General features: G+C 62.8%; 18 protein-coding genes. 16 read left to right on the top strand and 2 right to left on the bottom strand.

The window, feature by feature from the left end:
• Nucleotides 1–20 precede the first annotated feature (20 nt).
• Both HNP73_RS04785 and HNP73_RS04780 read right to left on the bottom strand, forming a co-directional pair.
• Entirely contained in the window at nt 21–1,262 is a 1,242-nt protein-coding gene (locus HNP73_RS04785; protein WP_184147455.1) for a type II toxin-antitoxin system HipA family toxin, read from the bottom strand.
• Entirely contained in the window at nt 1,240–1,560 is a 321-nt protein-coding gene (locus HNP73_RS04780; protein WP_184147454.1) for a helix-turn-helix domain-containing protein, read from the bottom strand. The genes HNP73_RS04785 and HNP73_RS04780 overlap by 23 nt, the downstream gene beginning before the upstream one ends.
• Before the next feature lie 320 nt (nt 1,561–1,880).
• Between HNP73_RS04780 and HNP73_RS04775 the strand changes: the two genes are divergently transcribed.
• The 16 genes from HNP73_RS04775 to HNP73_RS04705 all read left to right on the top strand — a co-directional run bounded on the left by HNP73_RS04775 (nt 1,881) and on the right by HNP73_RS04705 (nt 12,950).
• Complete coding sequence (locus tag HNP73_RS04775) at nt 1,881–2,147, top strand: helix-turn-helix domain-containing protein (protein ID WP_184147453.1); 267 nt, start codon at nt 1,881–1,883, stop codon at nt 2,145–2,147.
• Nucleotides 2,148–2,483, top strand: coding sequence for a DNA -binding domain-containing protein (locus tag HNP73_RS04770; protein WP_425486615.1), 336 nt, complete (start codon nt 2,148–2,150; stop codon nt 2,481–2,483). It abuts the gene before it with no gap.
• Between the two features lie 128 nt (nt 2,484–2,611).
• A complete protein-coding gene (locus HNP73_RS24055) occupies nt 2,612–2,944 on the top strand; it encodes a transcriptional regulator domain-containing protein (protein WP_221288181.1) in 333 nt (110 codons plus the stop codon).
• The gene (locus HNP73_RS04765; RefSeq protein ID WP_221288179.1) at nt 2,880–3,374 is read left to right on the top strand and encodes a DUF2285 domain-containing protein; all 495 of its coding nucleotides are present in this window, start codon (nt 2,880–2,882) and stop codon (nt 3,372–3,374) included. The genes HNP73_RS24055 and HNP73_RS04765 overlap by 65 nt, the downstream gene beginning before the upstream one ends.
• 138 nt (nt 3,375–3,512) lie before the next feature.
• Nucleotides 3,513–3,794 (top strand): helix-turn-helix transcriptional regulator, encoded by a 282-nt coding sequence (locus HNP73_RS04760; RefSeq protein WP_184147452.1) that lies wholly within the window; start codon nt 3,513–3,515, stop codon nt 3,792–3,794.
• A gap of 115 nt (nt 3,795–3,909) precedes the next feature.
• On the top strand, nt 3,910–4,959 hold the full coding sequence (locus HNP73_RS04755) for a replication initiator protein A (protein ID WP_246399518.1): 1,050 nt from the start codon (nt 3,910–3,912) through the stop codon (nt 4,957–4,959).
• Complete coding sequence (gene parA, locus HNP73_RS04750; RefSeq protein ID WP_184147450.1) at nt 4,956–5,609, top strand: ParA family partition ATPase; 654 nt, start codon at nt 4,956–4,958, stop codon at nt 5,607–5,609. The genes HNP73_RS04755 and parA overlap by 4 nt, the downstream gene beginning before the upstream one ends.
• Entirely contained in the window at nt 5,606–5,860 is a 255-nt protein-coding gene (locus tag HNP73_RS04745; RefSeq protein WP_184147449.1) for a ribbon-helix-helix protein, read from the top strand. Before parA ends, HNP73_RS04745 begins: the two co-directional genes overlap by 4 nt.
• Nucleotides 5,857–6,375 carry a DUF2840 domain-containing protein gene (locus HNP73_RS04740; RefSeq protein WP_184147448.1) on the top strand — a complete coding sequence of 173 codons (519 nt, stop codon included), beginning with the start codon at nt 5,857–5,859 and terminating at the stop codon, nt 6,373–6,375. Before HNP73_RS04745 ends, HNP73_RS04740 begins: the two co-directional genes overlap by 4 nt.
• Nucleotides 6,372–6,917 (top strand): S26 family signal peptidase, encoded by a 546-nt coding sequence (locus tag HNP73_RS04735; protein ID WP_184147447.1) that lies wholly within the window; start codon nt 6,372–6,374, stop codon nt 6,915–6,917. The genes HNP73_RS04740 and HNP73_RS04735 overlap by 4 nt, the downstream gene beginning before the upstream one ends.
• A gap of 35 nt (nt 6,918–6,952) precedes the next feature.
• Nucleotides 6,953–7,288, top strand: a complete 336-nt coding sequence (locus HNP73_RS04730) for a DUF736 domain-containing protein (protein ID WP_184147446.1) — start codon at nt 6,953–6,955, stop codon at nt 7,286–7,288.
• A gap of 4 nt (nt 7,289–7,292) precedes the next feature.
• Nucleotides 7,293–8,012, top strand: coding sequence for a lytic transglycosylase domain-containing protein (locus HNP73_RS04725; protein WP_184148037.1), 720 nt, complete (start codon nt 7,293–7,295; stop codon nt 8,010–8,012).
• Entirely contained in the window at nt 8,009–8,329 is a 321-nt protein-coding gene (locus tag HNP73_RS04720) for a hypothetical protein (RefSeq protein WP_184147445.1), read from the top strand. Before HNP73_RS04725 ends, HNP73_RS04720 begins: the two co-directional genes overlap by 4 nt.
• Nucleotides 8,326–10,377 carry a relaxase/mobilization nuclease domain-containing protein gene (locus HNP73_RS23880; RefSeq protein ID WP_343063201.1) on the top strand — a complete coding sequence of 684 codons (2,052 nt, stop codon included), beginning with the start codon at nt 8,326–8,328 and terminating at the stop codon, nt 10,375–10,377. The genes HNP73_RS04720 and HNP73_RS23880 overlap by 4 nt, the downstream gene beginning before the upstream one ends.
• Before the next feature lie 117 nt (nt 10,378–10,494).
• Nucleotides 10,495–12,483, top strand: coding sequence for a conjugal transfer protein TraG (locus tag HNP73_RS04710; RefSeq protein WP_184147444.1), 1,989 nt, complete (start codon nt 10,495–10,497; stop codon nt 12,481–12,483).
• 14 nt (nt 12,484–12,497) lie between these two features.
• Nucleotides 12,498–12,950 (top strand): ribbon-helix-helix domain-containing protein, encoded by a 453-nt coding sequence (locus HNP73_RS04705; protein ID WP_184147443.1) that lies wholly within the window; start codon nt 12,498–12,500, stop codon nt 12,948–12,950.
• The last annotated feature ends 24 nt before the right edge of the window (nt 12,951–12,974 follow it).

The raw sequence follows: 12,974 nt of genomic DNA, 5'->3' as shown, positions 1-12,974 counted from the left end.
TTTGCCCGAGCAAAATCGGCTCAGTCGGTCAGGATCGGAAGCATGGCTTTCACATGGGCGTCGATCCGCTCCAACACGGCCGGGGGAACAGCCTCGCGTTCTGGCAGGGTCCACCACCGCGCATCGATGCGTTTCACCGTTTCGGCGACAGCTTTGAGGACGGCCGGCTCGGGAAGCCGTGCCCGGTTGGCAAAGGCCTTCCAGCGTGCCGGTGTCAGAGCCTTGAATACCCGCTCACCGCCGAGCGACAGCGCCAACCCGTCGGCCGGAATATAGGGAACGGTCGAAAGCATGTCGTAGATCGGCGCAAGCGCGGGCGCGCTGCCATCGCCCGGATAGATCAGCGACCAGTTCTTGAGGTGCATGTCGCCATTACCCATGACCACCGAGAAGGTCAGCCGCCGGACGAACTCCAGGGCGGCAAAGGGCGAGATCGCCACGTTCAGCACGGATGCGATGTCGTGAGAGGCCGCTCCGTCATACTTGCGCGCCGGATACAGGCCGAAGACCTGCGCGAAATCTTCGATATGGATGCGCTGCCCATCGGCTCCACGATCAAAGCGCCGCACCAGCAGGACCAACCCTTCGGCAAGTGTCTCGAACTCTTCAGGAATACCCTCGAACTGGTCGCGACCGACCAGCTCGCGCTCGGGCACGTCCATGCCGATGGCTTCGGCAAGCGCAAGGTTTGCGAACTCATTCTCCGACACGCCTGGAAAGGCCGTGGACGGGAACTTGGCGATATACTGCCCTTCGCCATCCCCGAGCGGCAAGGTCAGGCCGCCGCCCTTGCCGGTATTCTTCATCACCGAAAGCTTCATCTGCACGCCCGCCAGCGAAAAGCGCGCCTTCGGCTTGTCCGGGGACGCCACCTTCGCGGCACCCGGTTGGCCGTCACTGGGCAGAACCCGGACTGCGCCTGGAAGGTCCTCGCCTAGAGCCGCGAGGAGATCGAAATCATTGCCCGGTCGAACATGGGCGGCGTGGTGCTTTTCCATCGCCTCGCGCAGCCGGTCTTCGGGCAGGAGATTGGCGAAGAACGGCGGCAACGCGCCTGCGACCGGGCGCGGGTCTTTGCGCAGGCCCCCCGCAGCGGCCCGCAACGACAAGCTCAGAACCGGGTTGCCCCCTGTGGCGCGGTACGCCGGGTCAAGGCTGAAGGCGTTGAAGTCACCCGGCGTTCTGACGATCGTGCCAACCCGCACATCGTTCAGGAACACGTCCAGTGACGGGATGGTCTCAGCGGTGCGGATGGCTGTCATCGTCGCTCTCCGGTTGCGGGCTGAAGGCTGGGCGATCATCCTCGGTCTCCGGGTGCAAGAGCGCTTCGATGGCGGGCACCATCGTTTGGGGGACCAGCATCATTTCCAGGCCGAGCGCGCGGGCAATATTGATCAGGGTCGTGGTGCGCGCCGCCGCCGCCCCGGTTTCAACATCGCGGTAGCGTGGGCGCGATATGCCGGCCAGATCGGCTACCTGCTCCTGGGTCAGTCTGGCGGCCAGTCGGGCGCGGCGAAAATGGTCGCCGATCGCCCCCAAAGCTTCTGCTTCCATGTTCATGTGATGCCTTTGCGGATCATTTCTGCGACATTGATCTGAATGCATATCATATTCTATGGGGAACGCCAAGGACGTGATGCCTAAACATATCATTGTCATAATCCGTGTATCGTTTAGGGATCATTTGGCGTCTGATCAGCGCCGACACCAGGAACGTGCCGTGCGCCCCGGCATGCAAACGAATCAGGCTGGCTGCCTTTTGCCCTGCGCAAATAAGCTTCTGGCCAGATTCGTCGAATTTATGTGGCGGATTGAGCAAGAGCGACTAAAATAGCCGTAGTTCTGGAATGCGCGCCGGTCGCGATGGGAGGTGATCATGCATGATCACCGCTCGACAGTCGCGGGCCGCACGCGCGTTACTGGGTTGGACGCAGGAGACGCTCGCTGACAAGGCCCGAACATCACTGACTGCCCTGAAGCGCCTTGAGTCCGAGAGCGGGCTCGAGGTGTATGAGACAACGCGGGATCAGGTGCGCCGGGCGCTTGAAGCAGCAGGGATCGTTCTCTTGTCCACGGATCGCGGGCAAGGAGTGTTGTTGGTTCATGGCGAAGACGAGAAGAAGCACCGACAGAGCTACGACGGCTGATTGGCGCAGACGCCATCATCGATCTGCACCGGCGGCCTGTGTCTTGCGGCGATCCTCGACATGACATCCGTGGCCCCCGCCTTCGACGACATTGCGCCCGTCAGCAACGAGCTCACCGACTATGATCGCGCGCATATCAAGCTTTATATGCGGCTACTCGATGCCGCCGACGATGGCGCGGAATGGACCGAAGCCGTCGATGTGCTGTTCGGTATCGACCCTGCTCAGGAACCCAAGCGGGCAAGGCAAGTCCATGACAGCCATCTGGCACGGGCGCGCTGGATGACGCAGAGCGGCTATCGCCAACTGCTCCGCCGTCCGACGGATCGCGATTGACCTCGGCGCTGACGCCAGAGTGATGCCCTGAGGGCATCGCTCCATGCCGCCTATCTGGCTTCCCTCCGTATAGGAACGCCGCAATCCTTTCACGCTCCACCTGTGCAATTTCAACCAGGAGCGGAGTCATGAAGCCGGATACTTCCCGCTGGCGAGACCAGAACCAATATGAATTCTACGATGCGCTGCCCGTCGAGGGGGCCGCGTGGGAATGCTTACGCCGTAACGCGGCCTATCAAGCCAGCTTCGATGACCTTGTATCACAAGACGCTGGTCATCTTCCCCTTTCGGATGATACCCAGCGTCGCTGGGGTCTGCGATTTCCCGGCCGACCCCCAACATTCCGCGCTCGAGCAACCGGTCATCTGGTCGGTCTTTGCCAATCCGGCCGTGCTGATGCTCGGGACCACCCCAGATTTTCTTTCCCCTTCGCCGGCCGCGCTATCCGTCGATATTGTTGAGGTCATCAGCGGGCCCGAGGGGTCATATAGCGTATGCCGCGACGGGGACAGCCAATATCTGATCCTGGCTGATACCAGCCCTGATGCTCGGCCCGCGATCATCCTGCCGCTGGACGGCGATCTGCCGGACCGACTCGAAGCCATTCTCAGGCTCTGGCACATGCTCGCCGCGAAACCGGCACGCCGAGACCCCAGAATGACGCCGTATCAGCGCCGGCGCTTCCGCCTGATGATGCAAGCCGCAGACGGCAACGCCAATCAGGCCACCTATCGCGAGATTGCCGTCGCGATCTACGGAGAGGACCGCGTTCGGGCCGAGCCGTGGAAGACATCGGCCTTGCGCGCATCTGTCATCGCCCTTGTCCGGTCCGCCGCCGCGCTCATCGATGGCGGCTATCACGACCTCTTGCGCCATCGCCGCAAGCCCTGACGCCAGTCGTCAGGTTGGGGGTGAGGATTTCACCCCCTCGATCTTCCTCATCCCCCATGCCGAGGCTCCTTCGCCACCGTGCGCATGACACGCCGCTGATCGTCAGCGGCATCCTGCACAACCACGGAGGCCCGCCCCATGCGACCCTATCTCGCCGCCTTGCCGCCACGCTACCTGCGCACCAAGGAGGCCGCCGACTTCCTCAGCCTGTCGGCCCGCACGCTGGAAAAGCACAGGACCTACGGAACCGGGCCTGCCTATCACAAGCTCGGCGGCCGCGTCGTCTATTCGGTCGAGGATCTGGCGGCCTGGGTTGCGCGGGGAGCGGTTACTTCCACGTCCGATCCGCGTGGACAGGTCCTCCCGGCGAAACCTCTGCCGGAGGCACCGTTCACCGCGCCCAAACGCCTTACGCGCTGAACGCGGCTGCAGTTTCCTCATGGCACCCCAGCACCGATCCGGCTCGGAACGCGGCCAACTCGATCTGTTTCGGGCGCTTCCCGGTGAATTTGCACCACGAGACGCACAGGATCTCATGGCTTATCCCTTCTTCTCCCTTTCTAAATCACACCGCATTCGCCCGATTGATTTTACCGCGGGCAATGTCTCGATCCGCGTCGAAGCTGTTCCCGACCACGGCATGGCGACGATCTGGGACGCCGATATTCTGATCTGGGCCGCCAGCCAGATTGTCGAGGCGCGAGACGCAGGCCTGCGCACATCGCGCCTGATGGCAGCAACGCCCTATGAAATCCTCACCTTTACAGGGCGCGGAACCTCGCAGCGGGACTATCAGCGGCTGAAAGCCGCGCTCGACCGGCTGCAATCGACCACGGTCGCAACCTCGATCCGCCAGCCCGCCAACGGACGGCGCCATCGTTTTTCGTGGATCAACGAATGGCATGAACGAACCGATGCCAATGGTCGCTCGGACGGCATTGAGATGATTGTTCCTGACTGGTTCTACAGTGCTGTCCTGGACGATGCGCTGATCCTCACCATCGACCGGGCCTATTTCGATCTGACCGGCGGGCTCGACCGCTGGCTCTATCGTCTCGTGCGCAAGCATGGCGGACGCCAGAAAAATGGCTGGCGGTTCGACTTCCGCCACCTGCACCAGAAATCGGGAAGTCTGTCGCCGTTCAAGCGTTTCGCGTTCGAGCTGCGCGACATTATCCGCCGGCAGCCGCTGCCCGGCTATACTCTGTTCGCCGAGGTCGAAACCGGAGGCCGGATGCTGCTCGCTTTTGAGCCTGTTCCTGCCTGTGGAAAACCTGTGGATGGCCTCGTGCTATCAGGAACCCGCACTATCGTGCCATCAGGAACCCATGGCTCGTGCTATCGGGAACCCAAACAGCCCCTATCCAACGGTAATAAAAGCGGAAATCGCGCCCTTAACTTAGAATCTAACACAGAATCTAACTTTGAAGAGCGGCGACGCGATGTGGAAAAGCTCATCGCGAGGGCCGGAGCCGCCCTCAGATCGGGCGCGCGCAATGGCAAGCTGAGCCCTGCAAACCAAGGGTCATTCAGGCTAACGAACACCCCCAAACGTCCTCCTGGCAAGCCGGGAGGGCGCAGATGATCGCCGCTCTCCTCAATCAGAAGGGCGGCGTGGGCAAGACCACGCTGGCGCTGCATCTCGCAGGAGCTTGGGCTGCGAAGGGGCAGCGCGTCATTCTGATCGACGCCGATCCGCAAGGCTCCGCGCTCGACTGGTCGCAGCGGCGCAGCCATGAAGGGCTGCCAAGGCTGTTCAGCGTTATCGGCCTGGCCCGCGACACGTTGCACCGGGAAGCGCCGGAGCTGGTACGTGACGCTGATGTCGTTGTAATCGACGGGCCACCGCGTGTCGCCGGTCTCATGCGCTCTGCCTTGCTCGCCGCCGACCTGGCGCTGATCCCGGTCCAACCATCGCCTTTCGACGGCTGGGCGTCGGCAGAGATGCTGGCGCTGGTGAATGAGGCGCGGATCTATCGGCCCGAACTCGCCGCACGCTTCGTCCTCAACCGCTGCGGCGCGCGCACTGTCATCGCCAGGCTGACAGCCGAAACGCTGGCCGATCACGATCCGCCCTTGCTTACTACCACCATCGGTCAGCGCGTTGCTTTCGCTGAGAGCGCCCAAACCGGACGTCTCGTTTCCGAGACTGACAGCGGGGTGCGCGCCATGCGCGAGATGGCGGCGCTTGCGGCTGAGATCGACGGCCTCGGGATCGGGAGGGCACGGGCATGACACGTCCTCCCCCCAAGGCCCGCTTCGTATCGCGTCCGGGCGATCCCGATAGCTGGGTCAGGGCAGCGGATGCACCGCCAACCGCCAAAGGCGCCGACGCGGCGTTCACCGCCCGCCTGACCATCGACATCACCCCCGATCTGCGCGGGCGCATCAAGGTCGCCGCCTTCCGGCGCGGCATCACCGTCGCCGTCATGCTCCGCGCGCTGCTCGATCGCGAGTTTCCACCGACCGCAGGAGATCAATCATGACCGGAAAGATGGCATGCCATGCGCATGACCGTCCGCTCCCGGACGGGCCGGCGCCGTTCACCACATTGGTCGAGCTGACCTTTCAGAAGCAGAAGGTCGAGCACTGGATACGCTTCGGCCGCAAGAGCTTTGAGCAGATCATCGACCGCCGCCGTAGCATCGTCGGCTTTGCGCCCGACAGCGTCTTCGCCTTTGTCCGTTGGGCCTCCAATGATTACGGCACCATCGTCTCGCGTCTCGACATCCTGCGCGCCATCGGACGCGGCGAACCATTCCAGACGGTTCCATTCGTTCGCCCCGGCGGCGAGATCCTGTTGCGGATCGATGGCTGGCCAAAGGTGCAGCGGGCGCTGGACGGGATCGACGCCGTGGAGGCGCTCAGCGTCGATCCCGCTGACGTAGCCCCGGATTACTGGCGGCATGTCCACAACCGCCTGAGCGCGGGTCAGGAGCCAAACCCCTATACCCCGCAGCGCCATGCCGCGTGGATCGGCCGCCGGAGAATCGCGCCATGAGGCGCCGCCATGTCCTTGCTGTGGCGTCGCTGGCCGCCGCCAGTCTTATCGCCACGGTGGTCGCCGATCTGCCAATCAGGTTGATCTGGAACGCCACAGCCAGCGCACCCATCGGTTTCTACACCATCGAGACCGCCGACGCGCTCGACGTGCCCGAACTGGTCGCTCTCATGCCGCCCGAACCGCTGGAGCAGTTCATGGTCGAGCGCGGCTATATCGGTCGCGGCGTGCCGCTTCTGAAGCGCGTTCTTGGCCTGCCGGGGCAGCGTGTTTGCCGCAGCGGCGCGACCATCACCGTCGATAACGTGGAAATGGGCGACGCGCTTGAGCGTGACCGGATGGGCCGCGATCTGCCGGTCTGGCAGGGTTGCCGCGTCATCCGCGACGGCGAACTCTTCCTCATGAATTGGGAGACTCGCGACAGTCTGGACGGCCGTTACTTCGGCCCCGTTCCCACCAGTTCCATCATTGGCCGGGCGCTGCCGCTCTGGACCGATGAGGAAGACGACGGCCGCTTCCAATGGCGCGCGGCTATGCACTGAACCCACCCCCAACCATCAACCACAGGAGACTTCTCATGCCACAGATCGGACAGTTCACGCGCGATGAAGCCGGCTTTACCGGGCGCGTTTACACCCTCACGCTCTCCCGCGAACTTACCCTTGTTCCTGCGGAACATTCGAATGCCGAAAACGCGCCAGCCTATCGGGTTCATGACGGTGATGCCGATGGCCCGGAGGTTGGGGCGGCATGGACACGTACCGGAGAAAAGGCCGGCGAATATCTTTCGGTGCTGCTCGACGATCCCGCCTTGCCGCAGCCGATCCGCGCCAACCTGTTTTGTGACGACGATGCGGGTACGTCCTGGTCATTGCACTGGAATCGTCCGCGCGCGCGTGAAGATCGGGATTGAGGTCATGCGATCCCATTCCTTTCTTCTCTTCACGGCCTTGCTGTCGCTTGGCAGCGGCGTGCCGCACGCCACTGCTCAGGTGACGCCGCTGACGCCGCAACTTGCGCCTGTTTCCGCGCATCCGCATGCTGGGTTCATTGCCGAGGCGTCGCAGCGCTTCGGCATTCCAGAGCACTGGATTGGCGCTGTTCTGCGCATAGAAAGTGCGGGCGATGTGCGCGCCGTGTCGTCGGCGGGCGCCATGGGATTGATGCAGGTGATGCCCGGCACATGGGCGGGCTTGCGCATCCGCCATGGTCTCGGCCGCGATCCTTATGATCCACGCGACAACATCCTTGCGGGGACAGCTTATCTGCGTGAGATGTGGGACCGCTACGGTAATGTGGCGGCGATGCTCGCCGCCTACAATGCTGGTCCCGGCCGCTATGACGAGCATCTCGCGACAGGCCGCGTTCTGCCCGCCGAGACGCGGACCTATATCGCCACGCTCGCACCACTTCTCGGCGGCGCAGCGGCGCCAGATGCGCCGACAAGCGCGCCCCCCCTACCACCAGACTGGCGCGAAGCTCCGCTGTTCGTCGCGCGATCCGGTGACTATGGGGCTGCGGCCAATATGCCGTCGCGTGACGCTCGCGCATCCGTTCCGGTGCGTGATCCTGTCGATGCGGATAAGCAAGGCGGCAGCATATTCGTGGCCCGAGCGAGCGATGGAGATGCGCCATGAGCATGGCGCTACTGCGCTCTTTTGGTCCGGTTCCGGTGTGCAGTCAGGCAGGTTTACGCCTGGCAGTATTCCCGGCAGGAATGGCAAAAAGGGAAGGAAGGGCGGAGGGCAAGATAAAAGAACATGGCACTTCACCGCGCCAGTTCCGGAAATTCTTGTTGTCTGCACACTGGTTAGCGGGGCCGCAGGCGGCACCACGGTTTTGGGCATCGCGTGCCGCGATTGTTCGCAATCCCTTGGTTTTACTAGGTTTTTACCGGCACTACGGCGGTGAAATGACCGGTTTCCGGCTATTCTTGCCGATGCGCTGCCGATGAGCGACGACGACGAGAACCGCTTTCGTCCGAAGCCCGGCCGCATTCGATCCGACACGCCCAAGGCGGGCAAGGCGAAGAGTTTTCTGACGCAGGCGAAGAAGCTCGCCCGCCAGCAGGGCAATGCCCATTCCCGATATTCGCCCCGCTCTGGCTCCGGCAAGGCCGGTAAGAGTGGGAAGGCGTCACCCGGTGCCGGTGGACCGGGCATCAAGCGGGGGCGCGGCGCATCCTTTGTTCGTGCTCGCAGCTTGTCGGGTGGGTGGCGCCATAGTACGGCGGGTGTGCGCCGCGTCGTCGTCAAAACCCGCTATGTCCAGCAGGCCGGGAAGAACGGCAAGGCCGCCGCCCATCTGCGCTATATCCAGCGGGATGGGACATCGCGTGATGGCGAGCGCGGCCAGCTCTATTCCGCGAATGATGACCGCGCCGAGCCGCAAGCCTTCCTTGATCGCGGCAGGGATGATCGTCACCAGTTCCGCTTCATCGTCTCGCCCGAGGATGGCGTGGATCTTGCCGATCTGACCGAACACACCCGCGATCTGATGAGCAGCATCGAGGCCGACCTTGGCACCCGGCTCGATTGGGTGGCGGTCAATCACTACAATACCGGCCAGCCCCATGTGCATGTCATCGTCAATGGCCGTGACGACAAGGGGGCCGACCTCGTCATCAATGGCGACTATCTCGCCAACGGCATCCGCGAGCGGGCGAGCGAGTTGGCCACGCTGGAGCTTGGCCCTGTCACCGAGATCGAGCAGAGCCGTAAGCTGTCGACAGAGATAGACCAGGACCGTTTCACCCGCATCGACCGGGCGATGACGGCGGAGGCGGACGACCGCTTGCTCGATCTGCGCCACGAACCCGACGATCCCCGCCGTCAGTTCAACCGGACCCTGCGCCTGCGCCGTCTCGCGAGACTGGAGAAAATGGGGCTTGCCACCGAACACGCGCCCGGCGTCTGGGAACTCGGTGCAAAGATGGAACCGGCGCTGCGCGAACTGGGCGAGCGCGGCGACATCATCCGCAACATGCACAAGGCGCTGAAGGCGGATGGGCTGGAGCGTGACCCGATGACATTTCAGCTTCACGATGCAGCCCCAACGGTCCCGATCACAGGCCGCGTCGTGGACAAATATCTCACCGACGAGATGGGCGAGAAGCTGACTCTGGTGGTGGACGGTATCGACGGACGCACGCATCATGTTCCCGGCATAGACCCGGCCCGCGTCGAGGACGCCCGGATCGGCAGCATCATTGAGGTCGGTCCCGCCGATACGGCAGCGCGCCCATCAGATCGAACCATAGCGACCATCGCCGAAGACGGCCTCTATCGGCCGAGCCGTCATCTTGAACAGGCCAGGTTCGAGGGGCGGGTGCCGGGCGGGGATTATGAGGGCTATGTGGATTCCCATGTCCGACGACTTGAGGCGCTGCGCCGCGCCGGGATCGTCGAGCGCATCGACGCCGACCAATGGCGCATCCCCGAGGACTTTGCGAGCCGTGCCGCGACCTATGATGCCGGTCGCAATCGGCAGGCCAGCATCCGTGTCGTCTCGACCGTTGATGTAGAAAAGCAGATTGGTGCCGATGGCGCGACCTGGCTTGATCGGCGGCTGATGACGCAGGATGCCTCGGATCTTGCCCCGGCGGGATTCGGGCAGCAGGTGCGCGAGGCAATGGATCAGCGCCGTGAACATCACATCGAACAAGGCGATGCAAACCGTCAGCAAGGAGGGCGTGTTTTCTATCGTCGCAATTTGCTTGCCACACTGCGCGAAAGGGAAGTGGCCCGCGTCGGAGCGGAGCTGGCCGAGAGCAAGGGGCTACCGTTCCGGGCGGCTGCCGATGGCGAGAATATCAGCGGCAAGTTCACGGGGACCGCGCAGCTATCCAGCGGCAAGTTCGCCGTGGTCGAGAAGAGTCGTGAGTTCACGCTTGTGCCATGGCGGCCTGTCATAGACCGCCAGCTTGGCCGCGAGGTGGCTGGTGTCGTGCAGGGCGGATCCGTGTCGTGGCAACTCGGCCGGTCGCGTGGCCTGGGAATCTGATCTGTCCTATTTGCCGCCGCTGATATCCGGTAGTTCCCCCGTCGGGCCTTTCCTGTTGCTTCCCGCGAATTGCCTATCCTCTGATCGGCTCCGTCTCTCTTGCCGATCGGAGTTTTTATGCGTGGAGGCCGGATCCTCTGGGGCCAGATCATTGTCGTGTTCACCATCGTCCTGGTGGCGGTCTGGGCCGCAACCGAATGGGTGGCGTTCCGGCTCGGGTTCCAACCTCAGCTCGGCAATCCCTGGTTCGATGTCATGGGGTGGCCTGTCTACTATCCTCCAGCCTTCTTCTGGTGGTGGTTTTCCTTTGATGCCTATGCCCCTGGGATTTTCACCGAGGGCGCGATCATCGCGACATCCGGCGCGGTCATGGCCATCGCTGCCGCCTTCCTCATGTCGATCATCCGGGCGCGGGAAGCGCGCAACGTCGCGACCTATGGTTCCGCCCGGTGGGCCGAGGATAAGGAAATCCATGCCGCAGGTCTGCTCGGCCCCGATGGCGTTGTGCTGGGCCGGCACAGCAAAGACTATCTGCGCCATGACGGGCCAGAACACGTGCTTTGCTTCGCTCCCACCCGATCGGGTAAGGGGGTCGGTCTCGTCGTGCCGACGCTGCTGACCTGGCCGGGGAGTTGCATCGTTCATGATATCAAGGGCGAGAACTGGAACCTGACGGCGGGTTTTCGCTCCCGTCACGGCCGGGTACTGATCTTCGATCCGACCAACGTCCTTTCCGCAGCTTACAACCCGCTACTGGAAGTCCGGCAGGGCGAATGGGAAGTCCGTGATGTGCAGAACATCGCGGATATCCTCGTCGATCCCGAAGGCAGTCTCGATAAGCGCAACCACTGGGAAAAGACCAGCCATTCGCTGCTGGTCGGCGCGATCCTGCATGTTCTTTATGCCGAGAAGGACAAGACGCTGGCAGGTGTTGCAAGCTTCCTGTCCGATCCGCGCCGTCCGGTCGAGGCGACCTTGCGCGCGATGATGGATACGCCGCACCTGGGCGAAGCCGGGGTGCATCCGGTTATCGCCTCGTCGGCACGTGAACTGCTCAACAAGAGCGAGAACGAACGATCCGGCGTGCTGTCGACCGCCATGTCCTTTCTCGGCCTATACCGAGATCCGGTCGTGGCCCGCGTGACAGAACGCTGCGACTGGCGCATCGCCGATCTGGTCGGGGCGAAAGACCCTGTCAGCCTCTATCTCGTCGTACCGCCATCCGACATCAACCGCACCAAGCCGCTGATCCGCCTGATCCTCAACCAGGTCGGGCGGCGGCTGACCGAAGAACTGGAAACGTCCGGAAAACGGCATCGCCTCCTGTTGATGCTGGACGAGTTTCCGGCGCTCGGACGACTGGATTTCTTCGAATCCGCACTGGCTTTCATGGCCGGCTATGGGCTGAAAGCGTTCCTGATCGCGCAATCGCTCAACCAGATAGAGCGCGCCTATGGTCAGAACAACGCCATCCTCGACAACTGCCATGTGCGCGTTGCCTTTGCCGCAAACGATGAACGCACCGCCAAACGGATCAGCGATGCGCTCGGCACGGCGACCGAAATGCGCGATTCCACCAACTATGCCGGTCATCGCCTCGCGCCCTGGCTCGGGCACCTCATGGTCTCACGACAGGAAACAGCACGGCCGCTACTGACGCCCGGCGAAATCATGCAGCTTCCGCCTACCGATGAAATCGTCATGGTCGCGGGCGTCCCGCCAATCCGGGCGGCCAAGGCACGCTACTATGCCGATGCGCGGTTTCAGGAACGGGTGTTGCCGCCGCCAGATCTGCGCAAACAGCCGACGAAGATTGCCACGTCGCCGTCAGACGACTGGACGAGCCTTATCGTGCCAGCGACCGCCACCAGTGGGCCTCGCGCGAACGAGGTCGATGGTGATCCCGCCAATGCAGGTATCCGCCGTGAGCCGGAACTGCCCGAACATGAGGAAATCATCCCGCCACCGCCATCCCCATCGCAGGAGTTCGACATCCTCAATGATGAACCAGATGTCGATGCCGGCAAGGCCCGAGCCATGCGTCAGCGGATGCGCATGGTGGCGCGGCAAGCGTCACTCGATCCCGGCGACGGCATCGAGCTTTAAGAGGGGATACAGCCATGACCACCCGCACCCGCATGAATGTCTACTTCTCTCCCGATCTACTGAAGCAGGTCGAGGCCCTGGCACTACGCCGCAATGTTTCCAAATCGGCAGTGATCGAGGCCGCGGTCGCCTCCTTCCTGTCTGGTGACACGACCGAACGGCTGGAAGCCGCCATGTCGCGCCGACTCGATAAGCTTGGGCGCCAGTTCGACGGTCTGGATGAGGATTTTGCCGTGTTGGGAGAGACGCTTTCGCTCTTTATCCACTTCTGGCTTACGCTAACGCCGCCATTACCGGATTCTGCGAAGGAATCAGCTCGTGCGAAGGGGAACGAAAGGTTCGAAGGCTTCCTTCTGACCCTTGGACGCAAACTGGCAACAGGCGACAGATTTTTGAAGGAGCTTTCGCGGGATATATCAGGGGAGCAGCTGGCCAGCGAAACAGCATCGCCGCCGCAGGATCAGTGAAAACAGAATCTAATGACTGCTATG

The sequence above is a fragment of the Amaricoccus macauensis genome (genome assembly GCF_014201905.1).
Taxonomy (GTDB): Bacteria; Pseudomonadota; Alphaproteobacteria; order Rhodobacterales; family Rhodobacteraceae; genus Amaricoccus; species Amaricoccus macauensis.
Note: the sequence above shows the minus strand (reverse complement) of the source record. Positions and strands in the feature narration are given on the sequence as shown.